Origin of the sequence: Paenibacillus sp. BSR1-1 (genome assembly GCF_030403775.1) — a bacterium.
Taxonomy (GTDB): Bacteria; Bacillota; Bacilli; order Bacillales; family Cytobacillaceae; genus Neobacillus.
This window is the reverse complement of sequence record NZ_JAQMWQ010000002.1, coordinates 267829-285367: the sequence shown is the minus strand read 5'-3', so window position 1 is coordinate 285367 and position 17539 is coordinate 267829. Positions and strand designations below refer to the sequence as shown.

20 protein-coding genes are annotated in these 17539 nt (G+C 37.7%); 11 read left to right on the top strand and 9 right to left on the bottom strand.

Annotated elements, in window-relative coordinates:
- Positions 1-163 precede the first annotated feature (163 nt).
- Positions 164-2470, bottom strand: a complete 2307-nt coding sequence (gene helD, locus PH210_RS04670; protein ID WP_289983439.1) for an RNA polymerase recycling motor HelD — start codon at positions 2468-2470, stop codon at positions 164-166.
- A gap of 189 nt (positions 2471-2659) precedes the next feature.
- On the opposite strand from helD, the gene PH210_RS04665 reads away from it, so the two are divergent.
- The 5 genes from PH210_RS04665 (at position 2660) to PH210_RS04645 (ending at position 6593) form a co-directional block, all read left to right on the top strand.
- Positions 2660-3166, top strand: coding sequence for a CotY/CotZ family spore coat protein (locus PH210_RS04665; RefSeq protein ID WP_289983437.1), 507 nt, complete (start codon positions 2660-2662; stop codon positions 3164-3166).
- Positions 3167-3433: 267 nt separating this feature from the next.
- Entirely contained in the window at positions 3434-4162 is a 729-nt protein-coding gene (locus PH210_RS04660) for an amino acid ABC transporter ATP-binding protein (protein ID WP_289983434.1), read from the top strand.
- 15 nt (positions 4163-4177) lie between these two features.
- On the top strand, positions 4178-4984 hold the full coding sequence (locus PH210_RS04655; protein WP_289983433.1) for a transporter substrate-binding domain-containing protein: 807 nt from the start codon (positions 4178-4180) through the stop codon (positions 4982-4984).
- Between the two features lie 301 nt (positions 4985-5285).
- A complete protein-coding gene (locus tag PH210_RS04650; protein ID WP_289983431.1) occupies positions 5286-5936 on the top strand; it encodes an amino acid ABC transporter permease in 651 nt (216 codons plus the stop codon).
- Positions 5937-6593 carry an amino acid ABC transporter permease gene (locus PH210_RS04645; RefSeq protein WP_289983429.1) on the top strand — a complete coding sequence of 219 codons (657 nt, stop codon included), beginning with the start codon at positions 5937-5939 and terminating at the stop codon, positions 6591-6593.
- A gap of 102 nt (positions 6594-6695) precedes the next feature.
- Here PH210_RS04645 and PH210_RS04640 read toward each other — a convergent pair whose 3' ends face one another.
- Positions 6696-7643, bottom strand: coding sequence for a DUF4145 domain-containing protein (locus PH210_RS04640; protein ID WP_289983427.1), 948 nt, complete (start codon positions 7641-7643; stop codon positions 6696-6698).
- A gap of 171 nt (positions 7644-7814) precedes the next feature.
- On the opposite strand from PH210_RS04640, the gene PH210_RS04635 reads away from it, so the two are divergent.
- Complete coding sequence (locus PH210_RS04635) at positions 7815-8594, top strand: DUF3891 family protein (protein WP_289983425.1); 780 nt, start codon at positions 7815-7817, stop codon at positions 8592-8594.
- A gap of 10 nt (positions 8595-8604) precedes the next feature.
- Here the strand turns inward: PH210_RS04635 and PH210_RS04630 are convergent, their stop codons facing one another.
- Positions 8605-9240, bottom strand: coding sequence for a DNA-3-methyladenine glycosylase (locus PH210_RS04630; RefSeq protein ID WP_289983424.1), 636 nt, complete (start codon positions 9238-9240; stop codon positions 8605-8607).
- A gap of 179 nt (positions 9241-9419) precedes the next feature.
- Here PH210_RS04630 and PH210_RS04625 point away from each other — a divergent pair, with 179 nt between their 5' ends.
- Positions 9420-10292 carry a nuclease-related domain-containing protein gene (locus tag PH210_RS04625; RefSeq protein ID WP_289983423.1) on the top strand — a complete coding sequence of 291 codons (873 nt, stop codon included), beginning with the start codon at positions 9420-9422 and terminating at the stop codon, positions 10290-10292.
- Between the two features lie 271 nt (positions 10293-10563).
- Here PH210_RS04625 and PH210_RS04620 read toward each other — a convergent pair whose 3' ends face one another.
- The 3 genes from PH210_RS04620 to PH210_RS04610 form a co-directional block, all read right to left on the bottom strand.
- A complete protein-coding gene (locus PH210_RS04620; RefSeq protein ID WP_289983422.1) occupies positions 10564-11490 on the bottom strand; it encodes an AEC family transporter in 927 nt (308 codons plus the stop codon).
- Positions 11491-11508: 18 nt separating this feature from the next.
- Positions 11509-11817: a hypothetical protein gene (locus PH210_RS04615; protein WP_289983421.1), complete on the bottom strand. Its 309-nt coding sequence runs from the start codon at positions 11815-11817 to the stop codon at positions 11509-11511.
- Positions 11818-11964: 147 nt separating this feature from the next.
- Positions 11965-12837: a LysR family transcriptional regulator gene (locus PH210_RS04610; RefSeq protein WP_289983419.1), complete on the bottom strand. Its 873-nt coding sequence runs from the start codon at positions 12835-12837 to the stop codon at positions 11965-11967.
- A gap of 161 nt (positions 12838-12998) precedes the next feature.
- On the opposite strand from PH210_RS04610, the gene acpP reads away from it, so the two are divergent.
- The 4 genes from acpP (at position 12999) to PH210_RS04590 (ending at position 15240) form a co-directional block, all read left to right on the top strand.
- The gene (gene acpP / locus PH210_RS04605; protein ID WP_289983418.1) at positions 12999-13229 is read left to right on the top strand and encodes an acyl carrier protein; all 231 of its coding nucleotides are present in this window, start codon (positions 12999-13001) and stop codon (positions 13227-13229) included.
- 168 nt (positions 13230-13397) lie between these two features.
- Positions 13398-13544 (top strand): hypothetical protein, encoded by a 147-nt coding sequence (locus PH210_RS04600; protein WP_289983416.1) that lies wholly within the window; start codon positions 13398-13400, stop codon positions 13542-13544.
- A gap of 108 nt (positions 13545-13652) precedes the next feature.
- Positions 13653-14321 (top strand): ribose-5-phosphate isomerase RpiA, encoded by a 669-nt coding sequence (rpiA, locus tag PH210_RS04595; protein WP_289983414.1) that lies wholly within the window; start codon positions 13653-13655, stop codon positions 14319-14321.
- Between the two features lie 127 nt (positions 14322-14448).
- A complete protein-coding gene (locus PH210_RS04590) occupies positions 14449-15240 on the top strand; it encodes an EcsC family protein (RefSeq protein WP_289983774.1) in 792 nt (263 codons plus the stop codon).
- Between the two features lie 52 nt (positions 15241-15292).
- Here the strand turns inward: PH210_RS04590 and PH210_RS04585 are convergent, their stop codons facing one another.
- From PH210_RS04585 to PH210_RS04575, 3 genes are all read right to left on the bottom strand, one after another.
- Positions 15293-15463, bottom strand: coding sequence for a hypothetical protein (locus PH210_RS04585; protein WP_289983412.1), 171 nt, complete (start codon positions 15461-15463; stop codon positions 15293-15295).
- A 61-nt stretch (positions 15464-15524) separates the two neighbouring features.
- Complete coding sequence (locus PH210_RS04580) at positions 15525-16385, bottom strand: MBL fold metallo-hydrolase (RefSeq protein WP_289983411.1); 861 nt, start codon at positions 16383-16385, stop codon at positions 15525-15527.
- A gap of 14 nt (positions 16386-16399) precedes the next feature.
- Positions 16400-17032 (bottom strand): hypothetical protein, encoded by a 633-nt coding sequence (locus PH210_RS04575; RefSeq protein ID WP_289983409.1) that lies wholly within the window; start codon positions 17030-17032, stop codon positions 16400-16402.
- Positions 17033-17539: the final 507 nt, after the last annotated feature.

Genomic DNA, 17539 nt, shown 5'->3' with positions numbered 1-17539 from the left:
TAAAAAACCTTACAGTTTCTATACTGTAAATTTAATCGTTACAGTTGAATTTGTCAACTGTAATTTTTTGCTTTACAGTAAAAAAATACAGCGCAGCATAAAAAAAGCAAGTAACACTGAGCTCCTACCAGCACAGTGTTACCTGCTATTCTTCAAACAAACATTAAGCATCGTAATGTAAAGCTTCCGCCCTATTTAATAAAAAGTCCGAAGGTTCATTCCCATACAAATACAATCGATGCATCGGTCTTGTCATCGACACGTATAGCAATTTGATGTCTAGGTCAACATGTGAGTATGGTTCTTCTAGACATACAATGAATACGGAATCAAACTCCAATCCTTTAGATAAATAAGAAGGTAAAATCACAATATGTCCCTTCTTCATTTCTTCCTTTTCTTCTAATAACTGAATCGGAAGCTGACTATTTTTAAAAAGCAGGTGAATTCTTTGGCACTCCCGATCGGTCCGTCCGATAATCGCGATGGAGTGAAGCTCTTCCTCCTTGAGTAAGCCAATTTTTTGTTCGAGCTCCAGCCTTATCTGGACTGGATTCGCTGGATCAATTGTTTTATAAAATGGTTTTTCGCCATGCCGTATGACAGGTTCGACCTTCGGTAAGTCTTGGTCAATCAATTGAAGGATATCATTGGCCAAATTCATAATTTCAACAGTTGTTCGGTAGCTTTTTTGTAAAGCTTGATAGTTCGCATTTGGAAAAATATCTTTCAGAACAGGTGTCCAGCTATTCATTCCCCGATAGGAATGGATTCCTTGAGCCAGGTCCCCGACAATGGTAAACAGGTCAGTTTCAAAGCCCTCTTTTAATGCAGCAAATTGAAAATAGCTGTAATCCTGCGCTTCATCAATGAAAATACTGCGCATCTTATATTTTTCATCAATTCCTTCCAATTTTGCCTTCATATAAAAGATCGGGGCTAAATCTTCAAGTTCGTAGGCTCCACGATCAAAGATCCTCTGACAATATTTACTGAGCAGCTGGCATTCTTGTTCTGTAAGTGTAGTCGAATGCTTGTTGATCAGTTCGGGAGAAGACATTAGTTCCTTATACAAAGTAAAAATATCTTTCATGATAAACGATTCCATATATTTTTTGACGGCTACCTTTGACTCCTGCTCCACCCTTTTTATCCTTTGTTCTTTCTTATCCATCAAGTTAATCACTTTTTGTTGTCTTATTTCCGCTTCCAATTTTCGGCTATAAACAAATTTCTCAAGTGTTTCTTCATATTTCTTGTTAAGGTTTGAGAGCATGATGGATTTTTTCTTTTTTAAATCACTTTCTAATAATGTTTTTATTTTTCCAATCCGTTTATAGATTGGTAAATACGTATATTCTTTTAAAAATAGTGTTTTAAGCTTTTTGCCCTTCATCAGAACGGATTTTTCAACGATGAAATCCTCGCTTGGGGCAAGATTCAATTCCAATTCATTCACATAATTTTGGATTAATTCCTTAAATTCGAGCGAACCCTTTAAGCTTGAAACCCATTTCATTGACTTATTTTTTCCGGCATCTTCAAGGAGCTTCATCAATTTGGAATTAGGAGAAAATAATTTTATTTTCTGGCCCAAACAGCTTCTCATAAAATCAATATAGGTTGTTTGATTAATCTTATTTACCCCTAGTTCCGGCAGGACAGCCGATATATAATCAATAAACAGTCGGTTTGGTGCGAGAATCATTAATTTTTCTGGAGGAAATTGATAACCTAAGGAATAGAGAAAGTAGGATATTCTATGGAGTGCGATAGTTGTTTTCCCGCTTCCAGCGGCCCCTTGCACGATAATTGGGTGTTTTAATGAAGCCCTGATCACTTCATTTTGCTCATTTTGAATGGTCGCCACGATTTCGGTTAATCGATTGTCTGCTTTGCCTGACAAGGATTTTTGTAAAAGTTCATCATGGGTTGTTAAATCGATGTCTCTGATGTCTTTTAATAATCCATTGACGATTTCATACTGCCTTTTTAATGCCAGATAACCCGTTTGTGTCTCCCCATAAGCTTCATAAAACACTTCACCCAGCCGTCCGTCGTAGTAGACATTAGCAATCGGCGATCTCCAATCGACGATTATCGGCTGCTGTGTCACTCTGTCAAACAAGGATACCTTGCCTATGTACAACGATTCTTCCTTTTTCGTACTATCGCTTGTAAAATCAATCCTTGAAAAATAAGGTTTGCCAATCACGCTTTCTAACCTTTTGAGTTCACTTTCCGCTAATTCAAGAAAACTGGCATTTGCGAGGAGATCAGTATAGCTCGTACTGCTATCCTTAGAATTCAGCTCAGCAAATGATTGTTTCATATTTTCAACGAAAAATTCCTTATTCCCCTTCGAAATGTCTAAAACAGTTCGAATATATTCCTTCGTAAACTCTAAACGCTCTACTTCTGCTTGATAGTCTTTATGGTCCCGGACAGACACTTGATCCTTAGCACTCATCCTATTCACTCCTCACCTCTCAATTCCATTTTCGAAGCATGGGATAATTAAGATTAAACAAAACTTTTATCCCAGTCAAGTTTAAAGCTACGGCCAAGCCTCTCTTGTTGAACCTCGAGAACCGTCCCATTGGAGTTAGCGTATGTTATTAATGTGAGATAATTCAAAAAAAATGAAGGAGGAAACAATATGGGGAAAAGAAATGGCCATGATTTTGATGGTCACTGCGTGTGTGAGGTAGTTCGGACCATAAAGGACATACAGGATAATGCTGTTAGTCCTATAGAATGTGAGGAGTGTACCAGTTGTTTTAATGAGCCGCTTGGTTCATTAGTTTCACCAACTGAAGAGGAACCTGTCGACACTCGTGTTTTCGTTTTATCAAATGCGGATGGTTCGCCGTTTCATGCATTCTTTAGTGGTCAAAACGAAGCATGTGTATCTATCTTCTTCCGTGTTGAGGAAGTATTTGATAACTGCTGCGCAACCCTTCGAGTATTGATCCCTGGCAATTGCCAAGACGGAGGTTTTTGTCCTGTCCAGCTTGTGTCCAAAGGAGACAGATGCTGTATTGATCTTAGAAGAGTCTGCCAAGTAGATCGATTCATGGCAAGCCACGACTGTATTACAGTCGATTTAAAATGTTTCTGCGCTGTTCAATGTATTGCCGATGTATTTTTAGGAATTTGTGACTAACCTTAAACTTTTTGAAATTACCCCTGCATTTAGCCTGCATGTCTATACCCTCATGAAAAGGTGCGCCATTTTTGGCACACCTTTACTCAAGACCTACATCAGTTACATCCTCACTTACATAAATTTCATTTTAGTAAAAAACTCCTAGTAAAACGAGTATTTGGTCCCGTTTTGATTCGGACATGGCCTGAATATACTCTAATTGATTCTAAAAATTTCCAAAGTGGAATTTCCACCACTTATAGGTTTTAGAACAGGAGGTCATAAATGATTGTATTTGAACGGGTAAATAAGTTTTATGGGGATTTTCACGTCTTAAAAGATATTAATCTCACCATCCATCAGGGTGAAGTTGTTGTCGTCATTGGTCCTTCCGGTTCCGGCAAAAGTACCTTGTTGCGTTGCATCAATCATTTAGAATCCATCTCGGATGGGACACTCACCGTAAATGGGATATCTGTAGGAGATAAAAAAACAGATATCAATCAGCTGAGGCGGAATATCGGCATGGTTTTTCAGCATTTTTATTTATATCCCCACAAAACAGTACTTGAAAATATTACTCTAGCTCCCAAAAAAGTATTGGGCCAAACGGAAAAGGAAGCTAGGGACACTGCCAATCATTATCTTAATAAGGTCGGGATTTTAGATAAGGCTGAAGCCTATCCTTCCCAGCTTTCCGGCGGCCAGCAGCAGCGTGTAGCCATTGCCCGCGGCCTCGCCATGAAACCGCAAATCATGCTTTTCGATGAACCTACCTCGGCGTTGGACCCTGAAATGATCGGTGAAGTCCTGGATGTGATGAAAACCCTCGCAAAGGAAGGCATGACGATGGTCGTCGTCACCCATGAAATGGGCTTTGCCCGCGAAGTTGCCGATCGAATCGTCTTTATGGATGAGGGGCGAATATTGGAAGAAGCAATTCCGGCTGAATTTTATAAGAATCCCCGAGAAGAACGGGCTCGCCTATTTCTCAGCCGTATTTTAAATCATTAATGGGAGGGAAATGAATTGTTCAAGACGAAACATATTGTAAAATTGGTGTTGGTAACCATTGTGGCTGCCCTTTTTCTTGCAGGCTGCGGGAAGGACAAGGCCTCTACTGGTTCCAGCAAGGATGTGCTTGCCAAGATAAAGGAAGATAAAAAAATTGTGTTTGGCGTTAAATATGACACACGTTTGTTTGGATTGAAAAATCCTAAGACTGGTGAAGTCGAAGGATTTGACATCGATCTTTCTAAAGCACTTGCAGAAGAAATGTTTGGCAAGGATGTAAAGCCGGAATACGTTGAAGTGACTTCGAAAACGAGGGTTGGCCTTCTGAATAATGGCAAGGTCGATGCGGTCGTCGCAACGATGACCATCACGGATGAACGTAAAAAAGAAGTAGACTTCACGGATGTTTATTTTGACGCTGGGCAGTCCTTACTGGTAAAAAAAGGCAGCAAAATTCAAGGCTTGCAAGACTTGAAAAAAGGCACGACGGTGCTGGCGGTAAAAGGCTCAACCTCTGCGATCAATATTCGTGAGAAGGCGCCTGAAACTACTGTCCTCGAATACGAAAACTATGCTGAAGCTTTCACCGCCTTAAAGGCTGGTAAAGGTGATGCCCTGACTACTGATGATTCCATCCTTTATGGTATGGTCGAAGAAGATCCCTCCTTCCAATTGGTTGGAGGAACATTTACCGAAGAGCCGTACGGGATCGCCGTTAAAAAAGGCAACCAAGAGCTTGTCGATGCGTTAAATAAAGCATTAAAAAGCCTGAAAGATTCTGGAAAGTACGATGAAATTAAGAATAAATGGATTAAAAATTAAGAGTCTTTAGTTAAATTTGTGTTCTATTTTATAATTCGCTGATAAATCCTCAAAATCCGCTGATAAAGTGGTTTGATTTGCTGATAAACCTTCAAAAATTCGCTGATAAATTAAATTACATGGATCGATAAAGTGTAATTTTAAAGAAGAAAATGCTAATTTAGGAGATTATCCGCTTTAAAAAACGATTTTCTTTATGAAAACAGCCAAAAACAATGATTTAAACCCGGTTTCTCGTCAGGATAGGGAATCGTCTGTCTAAAACGGACCTTCCCTTCTTGATTTATGAGGAGGAGATCGATTGCTGGATTTCACGATACTAACGAATCATCTAGATTCTTTTTTGGAAGGCTTAAAAATTACGCTTATTTCTAGTTTAATAGCTTTATTGTGCAGCTTTATTTTAGGAACCCTTCTGGCCATCATGAGAATTGCCCCCATTAAACCTCTAAACTGGCTGGGGACGGCTTATATTGAATTTATCCGTAATATACCTGTACTGGTTATCGTGTTTTTCACCTATTTAGCGGGACACTTTGGCGGAATGATAGCAGGAACCATCGGCTTAACCATCTACACTGCCGCTTTCATCGCCGAAGCCATTCGAGCTGGAATTCTTTCAGTACCCAAGGGACAAATGGAAGCTGCACGCTCAACTGGCTTAAGTTACGGACAGTCCATGAGATGGATTATACTCCCCCAGGCTATAAAAATCGTAATTCCTCCCCTTGGCAACCAATTTATTAATTTGGTAAAAAATTCATCCTTGTTAGCTGTTGTCGCAGGCGGCGATTTAATGTATCAGGGGGATTTAATATCGGCAAAGACTTACGTCACTTTTGATACTTATATTTTTGTAGCCTTATTTTATTTAATTCTAACAATTCCCTTAAGTATAGGGGTTCGATTTTTAGAAAAGCGCCTGGCTAGAAGTAATGTTGGAGGTGCCTAAATGGATTTTCTCGCACCATTCAAAGAGGTCTATTCACTTGATAATATCAAATTTTTGCTTGATGGTTTTGGGATCACCTTAAAGGTGGCTGCCATTTCCATTGTGCTCAGCTTCCTTATTGGCGGTCTTATCGGGACTCTAAGGTATATGAAGATTCCCGTTGTTTCTCCTTTACTCGCTGTGTTGGTTGAGACGATTCGAAACCTTCCTTTGCTGCTTATTATCTTTTTCACCTATTTTGCCTTGCCTGAAATCGGGATTGAGATGGAAATCACGACTGCAGCGATCGCCGCATTGACGGTTTTTGAATCAGCCATGCTGTCAGAAATCATCCGAAGCGGATTGAATTCTATCGAAAAAGGGCAGATTGAAGCGGGACGTGCTTCAGGGCTAAGCTACTTCCAGACCTTACGTTACATCGTCATGCCCCAAGCTCTGAGAAGAATGGTCCCTCCTATTGTCAGCCAATTTATTTCTCTGCTTAAAGATACCTCGTTAGCTGTCGTCATCGCCTTGCCGGATTTATTGCACAACGGACAAATCATATACGCCCAAAAGGGATCCTATGTAATACCGGTATTCCTTCTGGTGGCATTCATGTACTTTATCGTAAATTATGCGTTGTCTCTAGTTGCGAGAAGGTTAGAATTGAATTAAAGCAAACATAACAAGTCCGGCTCCTACAAAGGGCTGGACTTTTTCACTTGTTTCCTATTCAAAAAATAAATCCCCTATGCATTGCATAAGGGATTTTCTTGATTAAACTCTTACCAAAAGCTCATTGAGGCGTTTTAAGAAGGAATCCAATTCAGCTTCTGCAGTAAATTGAAACTGATAACCATAATGGATGAGGTTTTCTCCATTATTTTGGTGCTTTGGAAAGTGTCTTAATGCAGTACTATTTCGAATCTTTCCTTTACTCTTTAGCGCTTCATTTTGTTCAACCATCAATGGGTTGAGTAAAATGCTTGTAACATTATTATCGTTCAGATAAACGATTTCCTTGCTCGTTTTATGCGTAAACTCTATGGCTTTTGTAGTTTCATAGGTCTTCTCGAAATTATTGGTACTAAAGACGGTTATTTCATTCTTCTTAACTTCACTTAGCGGTTCTTTTACGGCTCCTATTTTATCCATCCCTTTGGTTTTACCGGTTTCACTATTTCCTTTTTCCGTCTTCATTGCTTCCAGATGACGTTGTAACTCTTCTCTAAGTTCCCCCAGCGACTGGTCGATGTAGGGTTTAATCAATTCATCCACGTTTTTTGCATCTAATAGGTTTATTTCGGTTTTAAGTGGAATCTTATATTCCGGTGCAGTAAATTCATGACTGCCATACACTTCCATATACCAAACGCTTATTTCAAATAGTAACTTGTGTACATCCAGCACATCCTTGTACTCTGCTTCTTTTACATCATGCGCTGCTTTGTTACCCATTCTTCGAATCGTATTCAGTTTTGTATAAATATCCTCTGGTATGAGGTCTTCACGGAATAATTTATTGATGCGCTCTACCGGCTTTAGAGGATAAATCTTTTCTAACCCCTCTGATTGGCTCATTTTTTTAACAAATTCTTCACAAAATAAACGAGCCTGAATTAAGGATGAATTGGGTTGTTCAAACAACTGATCTTCAAGTCGGTTTGCTAAATCAGCTAACTCTTCAGAAAATTGTCTAACGAAATCAAATAATCGGTTATTCATCATGTACCCCCATCTATGTATCTCATGAAACTTTCTATTTTTTATAAACGTAATCAGTTTGATATTAACATATTTTCAATATTTTATTAATCTCTTAAGAATTTATAGGAGGAATATATACTAATATTAATTTAAAGAGTACCATAGCATTTTTTAGAAAGGATGAGATAAATGATTATTCGCGATCGGGAACAAAGCTTTATCATGATCACCCAGCATGACCATGCCAAAATATCAGGTGTAATTGCGCAGAATTGGAAGGATTCTTATTTTAATGGCGTGGAAAGAAAAGACGAAGTGGTTCTCGGAATTTATGAACATGATCGAGGTTGGATCGAACCAGATGCTGCTCCGTTATGGAATAACAACAAGCAAAAACCGCACTCATTTATAGATTTCCCCCTTGATTTAAAGGTTGGCTATTACAAAAAAGGGATTGATCAAGTTGAAAAAATGAGCAAATATGCCAGTCTTCTTTGCAGTTTACATTATGTCTCTTTTCTTCAATATGAAGAGGATCCCATCGGAACAAAATTTGTAGAGGACGAAATCACCAGGCAGCTGCACCTATTAAAAGCGTGTGGGATATTAGGAAAAATGAGTAAGGAAAAACAGTTGCAGTACCATCTAAACATCTTAAAATTCTGCGATAACCTCTCACTATATATTTGCCTAAACGAACCAGGAGGTATAAAAGAAAGAGAGCATCCTTTTTATAAAAACGGCATCTCCCCTTCTTTCTCTTTTGCCAAAAATCAGCCAATCCAGGTCAAATGGTCTGACCAAGAAACAGTCTCGCTCTCGGTGTCTCCTTTAGAAAAAGAAATACAGGTGCAATTACTTTATAAGGAAGTTAAAAAAGAAGATATCACCTCGAACGGGCTGCTATCAGCTTATTCAAAAACCCCCTTTTCCCATAAAAATGTGGCATTGACAGCTTGTGTCAACTAAGAAATGCCCCCTATTTTTGTTGAGTAATCACATACTCAGCCTTTTGATGTCTCGAAACACATTTATTATCGGTAACCCAGAAACGCCAAGGATAGTCCCTTGCTTCGCCAGAGTTGTCAATTCCAATCCGTTTCCCCGCGGATATGCTTTCCGGACGGAATCCTGCTGCAACAAATAATGGAGGTTGAATCAGTTGGTGTCCATAGTCCGCCATGGTAATTCCCAATGATTTGGTCAGTTTTCCAGGTCCGTCCGTCAGTTTTGTCAAATCATCTAACCCTCTTCTGGTTTTCATCAGCCCGATGCCTTCTACAGGTTCCAGGGCCCGTATCAAAACCGCTTCAGGATTTTCTTCCCCTCCGCTGACTACATTGAAAAGGCAATGTGTATGCATTAAATAAGTATAAGCAAGGCCGGAGCGATGAAACATGACCTCCGTTCTTGCCGTCCGCCTGTTATTAAAGCTGTGTGCAGCTCTGTCACCGGGACCTATGTAGGCTTCTGATTCTACAATATATCCTGCGGCTATCCCCTCATCCGTTTCTTTCACAAGGAGGCTTCCGAGCAATGCCTTTGCCAACTCAAGTGTAGGCTGTTCAAAAAACGACTGTGGTAATGGAACAAGTTTTTTACCCAAATCACCCAAAATGGATACCTCCAATAAAATGATTAAACTTAGTGAAAAAAAATCGTATGGTATGAATTTACCATTTTATTTTTAAATTTCAATTTCTTAGTCGATTGTCAAAAAAATTGTTATAATATAGCACATATGGAAGAAGTTCAATGAACTTTATCGATTCATGGAGAAAAAGGAGAAAAGCAATGATCTGGTTAATTATTTTGACACTATTACTTGCTGTATCAGCCGCCTGGTTAGGTTATACCGTAAAAAAAGAAAAGGCTAAACAAAAAGAATTGAGAAACAACCATTTCGAAGAGCTTGAAGCCATGAAGGAAATACAGAAAGCTTCTATGGAAACAGCAGCAGCCACCTATGATGAAAAAGTATTCCTTTTGTCTGAATCCTATCAACGTGAACTAGAAAAGCTGATAATTGAAAATGAAGAGATCCGAAAAAATTATCGAAACCCCGGGGAAATCAAAACCCATCAAATACTAGAAAATTTTAAAAATGATTTAATTCGAAAAAGAATTATTCCGCCAGATGAAATGATTATCATGCCGAATATTTTTATCCCTGAAGGAAATGGAAGTACTAGGCAGATTGATCACCTTGTCCTTTTATCAACAGGTATCTATTTAATAGAGACCAAACACTGGAACGGCCATATTGTCATGGGATTAGATAGAATGGGCAGCCACAAGTTTTCTTTCTTAACCGATTTAGTAGACCGTGAAAAAGAGGAAACACTTATCTTTACCAAAGGTGATTCTGGAGAATTAACCGTAAAAACATTAGATAACCCCATTTGCCAGATTCAACAAACAGCCATCCTCCTATCCAATTATTTACAAAGTCAAGATATTAAAACATGGATCAACACTTTGGTGTTTTTTAATCACGATGATAAAGAAGTTCACGATTGGTCGGATAACAGCATCGTTAAACGGATTACGAATCAAGACCAATTGCAACAGTATTTTATACATGAACTTACATCCCGAGATAGAATATACGGAGCTTTTCAGCTAAAAAATATCAAGCAGATTATCGATAATGCCAATTATCTTTAACTTTTAATCAACTAATGCCTGGTCATAAAACTTGTTTTAAAGAATATCTATGTTAATAGGAAACGTAAGTCTTAACTTTTACATGGAGAAGCCAGAGGAATGAAACTCACTTAGGTTAGGAGGGGAGCTAGGATAAGCCTTGAGGTTATGATCCAGTTGCTTACACTTATAGTGATGATCATTGGGCTGGCTGTAAAAGACAACAATTAAGACTAGACACCGCAAAAAACGAACCCACCAAATGGTGAGTTCGTTTTTTGTTTTTAATCACTTAAGAAAATAACATATGAGCAGAAAAAATGACTGTTGTTACTGTCATCATACTAAATACTGTAGATAATAAAACCGTTTGTGCTGCATATTCAGGATGATTTCCATATTCCAGTGCAAACAGTGAGCTATTTCTTGAAGTTGGAAAAGAGCTCGCAATCAATAAGGATTGAGCGGTAGTCCCCTCCAGCTTTAATGTTAAAATAATGATGAACGCAATACAAGGTGACAGGATTAACCGCCCAAAAAGGCTTAGAACCAACGGAAGCGAAACATTTTTTATTTTAAGGAAAGCACTTTGTGCCCCAAGTGTAATGAGTGCGATTGCTAAAAATGCGTTTGAAGTATTCTTAATAGGAGTCCAAATGTATTCTGGAATTCTTATTGAAACCGTCTTGAGTAAAACTCCGAACAAAAAAGCGTAGAAGACTGGATTTTTTAAAAATGCCTTTATCGCATGAAATTTTGCCTTATCAACTGAAACAGAATTAAATAATCCATATGTATACGTTAGTAGATTTTGAAAAATCAAGACCACAACTTGTATCGATAATCCAAGAGGATTTTGATGAAAAACAACTTGACTGACAGGTAATCCAAAGTTTCCCGAATTGCTAAGGACTACACTGTTTTTAAAGGTAGCTGAAAGGCTGCTCTCTAATTTCGCGATTTTAGATATTCCTGTGCTGGCGATCATTAAACAAAGACTTTGAATGATAAGAAAACTAAGAATATCCAGGAGTATATCTCCTCTAATTTTACTCTGATATACATTGGAAAAACTCACAGCAGGCATAAGTAAATAGGAATTTAATTTAGATAAGGTATTCATGTCAAATTTAAATTTTCTATGAAGGAAAGCTCCAGTTCCAATAAGAGCAAATATGGGTAAAATAACATTCAATGTAATATGAAATAAAAGGCCCATAAATTCACCCTTTCCATTTTAAGATTCAAATATTTGTATAAAGATGCCATAGTCATTGTTATATTTTATTGTTAATGCTATATCATACTGTCCACAGGTTTCTCCGCAAATTTGTTTGATGCCGCAAAGCGGCAGACTAAAGTATTTTCCTGTTTTCGGTTCGCTGACCGTTATTCTCCCAGCCTGGATATGAATTTTTGCCTTATGGATATAGCTCGTAAAACTAAACCCTGCGGTCCCTTCGATTTCATCCTTTAGGATGGCATCGAAATCTTTCCCTTCGTGCCCCAATAAGAATGTAATCAATTTCTTTGAATTACCCTCCAATTACTCTCCCCCACTTCCATTTCATTTTAAAAACAATCTCCAAACAGTTGAAATACTAATAAATTATCGATATCCATTCAAAAAAGGAATAGCAACATATCCTGTTTGATTCCAAGAAAAAAAGCCTGAGCATTTGCCCACGCTTTCTTAAATAGTAGATTTAAAATCCAATTTTTTTATAAATTCTACAAATTCTTTCACTATTTTGGTCTCAAGGGATTTCTCATGATAGAACATCCACGTTCTTCTTACAATAGGATTTCCTTTTTTATCCTTTAGAATGATCAGATGAAGGTTTTGATGATCCTGCACAAGTACACTGGGAAGTATCCCATATCCCAAACCGTTCACTACCATTTCCATGCATGTATCTGCTTTATCCACTTCCATGCCTATAAAAGGTGCCTTTGAAAATTGCCCGCTCCACCAATTATCAATCATGGTCTTTAGTAATGCATCTGTTTCATATTCAATTCTCGGTAGTGAAGGCAGGTCACGAATTTCAATTTTTTCTAAAGATGCAACACAGAGATTTTCTTCAAAGAGTAGAAATTTTGAATCGGACCACTGATAATCACCACGGACCATTCCAATATGAACATCCCCATTATAGGCAAGATTAAACACATCCCTGCTCCATCCCGTTGTCACTTTATAATTTACTTTTGGAAACTGTTCACGAAAAAGCTTTAAAAGGTGTGGCAGCTTGTGTCTTGTAATGTAATTAGAAACTCCTAATCGTAAGGTACCGCTTACCTCTTCACCCATATTAGATACCGTATCTTTAATCTGTTGGAGACGATTCAGCATTTCATCCGCACATTGAGCTAAATATTCTCCTTGGGGCGTAAAGTGAACACCTTTTGTTCCCCTTTTGACAATTTCTGTTTGATATTCCTTCTCTATTTGTTGAATTTTTTTCGTTAAGGATGGTTGGGAAATATATAAACTCTCAGCCGTTTTCGTGATATTCTTTTTTTCGTATAGCACCTTTAAGATTATCCAGTCCTGTTCATCCATTTGTTTTGGCCCCTAATCAGTAAATTACTATTAGATTACCACATAATAAATATGATTAAGGATTTAAAGCCCAAATTTATAAATTGGAAATAGATTTATGTTTTACGTACCAAATTTGATTGTTATAATGATGACTATGATATACATAGGAGGATGCCGCAATGACGACATTTGAAAAGTTAAAGCCCATTATCGCAGACCAACTCGGGGTCAATATGGGGGAAATCAAACTGGAATCATCTTTCAAAGATGATTTCGTAGCTGATTCGCTAGATATGGTGGATCTGACAATGGAAATTGAAGATGAATTCGCGATTGAAATTAGTGACAAGGTTGCAAAGACACTTCAAACGGTTGGAGATGTCGTAAACTTTATTAACAACCGAAAATAAACAGAGACCGAAAATAAATAGCAAAAAAATTATGAAAGGCGTAATACCTTTCTATTTTTTTTGCATAAAATAATATAAAAAATAAAAACTATTAAATTATTTAATTGAAATTTTGGACAACCTCTTTTTCAACTTCTACTACAAATTTACCCTTTTGGAGGTGTTAGGTTGGACGACGAATGCAATCTCCCTTATGAAGACACCATTTTCTGTATACACTGTGGACTTCCGATTGACTTTGGTGAACCTTATTTCATCTATGTAGAGAAGGATTTAAAAGGTCATAAGGTTTATTGCTGCGATGAATGTTCTTAACACAAATGCTTTATCTTAATAAAGTGACTTTGCGTCACTTTTTTTATTTAATGCTGGAAATGTACAAAATATATTGCAGGCTATTTTTTTGAAAATGAGGGAATGAATTTGAAGGAAAAACAATTAGCTGGCGAAGAAGCCGTTCACTACATCAAAGAAGGAATGACAGTAGGATTGGGTACCGGTTCCACTGTTTATTACAGTTTGATGAAGTTGGGAGAACTAGTAAAGAATGGGTTAAAAATCAAGGGTGTCTCTACCTCAAAATCGACAACAGCATTATGTGAACAGTTAGGAATTCCGTTGATATCGATTAATGAGGTCAATAGAATTGATGTAACCATCGATGGAGTAGATGAAGTAGACCACAAATTTAATGGAATTAAGGGCGGCGGCGGCGCACTGCTGTTTGAAAAAGTGGTTGCTTCTATTTCCGATAAGGTTATTTGGGTTTCTGATTCAAGTAAGGTATCACAAAGTATCGGGCATTTTCCTTTGCCTGTAGAAATCGTTCCCTTTGGCTATGTTCATGTACTAAGAACGTTAGAAAATCATAACCTGAATCCTCAATTAAGAGTTAAGCAAAATGAAATCTACAAAACGGATAGCGGGAATTATATTGTCGACCTGCACTTGAAGGAAATCGAAAATGTAGAACAATTAAGTTCATTTTTAAAAAATATGACTGGTGTTGTGGAACACGGTTTGTTTTTAAATGTTGTTGATACATTAATTGTCGGGGATCATGATCGTGTAAACATAACAATTGTCAAATAGAAGTTTCATTATCCAGCTTCAGGGAGTTTCGAAATATTTGAAACTCCTTTGTATTTTAAACGTATACTAATAAAATCACTTTTTAAAAACAATTGGAGTTGGTTAAGTGGAATCGACTGATTTATTAATGTCTGAATTAAAAAAGATTGAGGATTGGGAGAACGAGCAAAAGGATTTATGGTTTTGGGAGAAAATTGGCCGTTTGCCCTTTAAACTGCTGGATAAAATTACGCCAAAATTCATCCAAGAAAAAATTCGATTGGCGATTGATGAATTAGGAAATTACATACAAACGGGAGGACAATATTTACTAAAGGAAGAAAGCATACTTAAGAAGTTTTCCCCGAAAGAACCTTTACCTGGGCATGAATTCCGAATAGAGGACCTAAATCAAGTTCCGCTTGGTAAGATGGATGAGGTTGCAGATGAAATCAAACATTCACGAACAAAATTTGCTACCATTCAGGGAGCAACAACAGGGATTGGCGGGCTGTTTACATTGGCGATTGATGTCCCTGTCCTTTTAGGATTGTCCCTAAAAGTATTGCAAGAAATGGCCATTTGTTACGGATTTGACCCTAAGGAAAAGACGGAAAGGATATTTATCGTAAAATGTCTGCAATTTTCGTCTTCTGATATTGTCGGGAAAAAGGCTATTTTAGAGGAGCTTTCTTCGTTTCAGCAAGAAAACCGGAACAATCAAATGATTTCACAATTACAGGGATGGCGTGAAGTCGTGACTACGTATCGCGATAATTTTGGCTGGAAAAAGCTCTTTCAAATGATTCCGATTGCCGGGATGATATTTGGAGCGTTTATTAATCGCTCCTCCATTGGAGATGTCGCCGAAGCAGGTCAGATGTTATTCCGAAAGCGTAGAATATTGGAACGGATTAACCAATTAGAAAATGCCAGATGATTTAAAAGGGTTCAAATCTATACAAATAGATTTGAACCCTTTTGATTTATTCTTAGTTTTCGTTTGGGTCTTCCTGATAATGCTCGTTTAAATAGGAGTTCTCTCCAGTAGCAAAATTCACAGAAAGTAAACTCATTTCCGGATCAAGGCCATATAGTCCTTTAAACTCTTTATTGACCATGTCCCCACTTTGAAATTGGGGTTCTTTCTCATTTTCCTTCATTTTGTTCACCTCATTTGTTTATTTTTCTACTATTGTCTTCGTTTGTTTGAATAAAATTCTTCTAAAACGATAATTGGGAACCATTTACAAAATCTTCAACAGTTTCGATCTCGTCTTTAGTAAGCTCTCGTCCCACCTGATTTCTATATGCTTCCGATATTCTTTGTTTAACTCCTTTAAAATCCTCCGTGTAACTGGCAATAGTTCTGAGCATTTGGACTTCTTGATCGAACTCTTCCTTTGAAATCGGCTTCCAATGTGAAAGAACATATGTTTCAGCCTCAAATGCTTCCAACTTTTCTAACAGCTCAAGTGTTCCTTGAACCGTATAGTTTCGTTTTGGTGAAAAAATATCAGGATAAAGGCAATCTCCGAGAAATAAGATTTTCTCTTCTTTTATATAAACTACAACAGAATCTTGAGCATGGTCCCCGCCCACATGCTGCAAAATGCATGTCACATCGCCAAGGTCTATTTCCATTGTTCCTTCAAAGGCTACATCTGGCAGGGTAATCGTGATATTTCGATGCCCAGGAAACTCCTTCTTAATTGCCGAGGCACAAAATTCAATTTCAGCACCCTCTTTTACTCGTTCATCTAGGGCCACATCCGACCAGCTAAGTGGAAGCAGTTTCCCGATCTCCCCTTTCGTTTGCCTAGAGGCGATGGAAACAGCCTCAGTTAAAGCCGAAAGACCAAAAATATGATCCCAATGCCAATGAGTCAGAACAACCATGTTTGGTTTCGAAACCTGATTTTTAGAAAGCTCCTTTAAAAAATAATGCACATGCGCTTCTGAATTTCCAGCATCGATCATTAAATTTTTATGCTTTCCAACGACCATCCCTAAAATCGGGCGATCAGTCTCGGAAACGGGTGTCATATACCAAAATCTCTCACCAATTTTCTTCATTTCTTGCATGACAAGATCCCCCTTTATTTTTTCGTTCTCCGTAAGTAAGATAATATGATTACAAGTGCTGCAAAAGGGAGGAACAGCCAGAGCCAATTAAAGGGTGGGTTATTCTGTATTTCATATGTGTCGTCATCAATACTGGTATACTCCTCATTAGAAGAGGCAGTTTCGATTACATCTGTAGCACCGTTATTCGAATCATCTTCATTAAAAGTAACGGTTTCTGAATATGAATCTGCAGGTGGCTCCTCTTCCGGTATCTGCACGTCCATATCTTCTAAATCCGCAAGTGTATAAACGTTTCCTGCTTCATCTTGATATGTAGGTTCATCATCGTATATTTCGTTTAACAGTAATACAGTCGATCCGAAAAGAAGCGTTTTGGATAGCGCATTGCCGGAAAAATACCTTGCAGATTTTGGATATTTTGTCGTGAGTGAAGAATAGGATGGCAGATTTGTTGTTGTATTTTTTGTACTGCTGCTTGGGCTCCGATTTGTTGTTGAAGAGGCCGGGGCAGACATTTTCGGTTTGGAAACACTTGAACCGGATCTACTTGTACCGCCTGAACGGGTTTTAGCTTCTGTAAATGTATTGCCAAGGATAAAACTCAAAACAATGACCCCAAGCACACTTATTATGATTTTTTTCATGTATTTCCCCCCAGTTACTGATATTTACAACTTAATTAATACCTTATTTTAACATTTCAAGAAATTAGTAGATATCTTTTATCATTTATTTTGGAAACAATTTTCATAAATGGATGAATGCTCTTGTTCTATGAAGGAAAATTACTACTTAGGAAGAAATTGATATAAAGACATATTAAAAGGGAGTGTTTTTCAATGGATCAATGAATTATTACATATCTTGCGGAAAACGCTTTTCCACCATGGATAGAAATTGGGTCCGGCGGCAAAAGGGCTCTCTATGGAGATAGCCCTTTTTGCCTTTTAGTTTGGCGAAGCCGCCTTTACGTTCTTAGGGTTATTTTTGCTGTTTTGTATGATTCGCTGATAAAACTGAAAAATCCGCTGATAAAGTCGTAGAATTCGCTGATAAAATTGAAAATTCGCTGATAAACCTGTGAAAATCGCCGATAAATCCAACAACTCCGTAAAAAGAGTGTAATTTTAAACTAAAATGATGATTTTTTA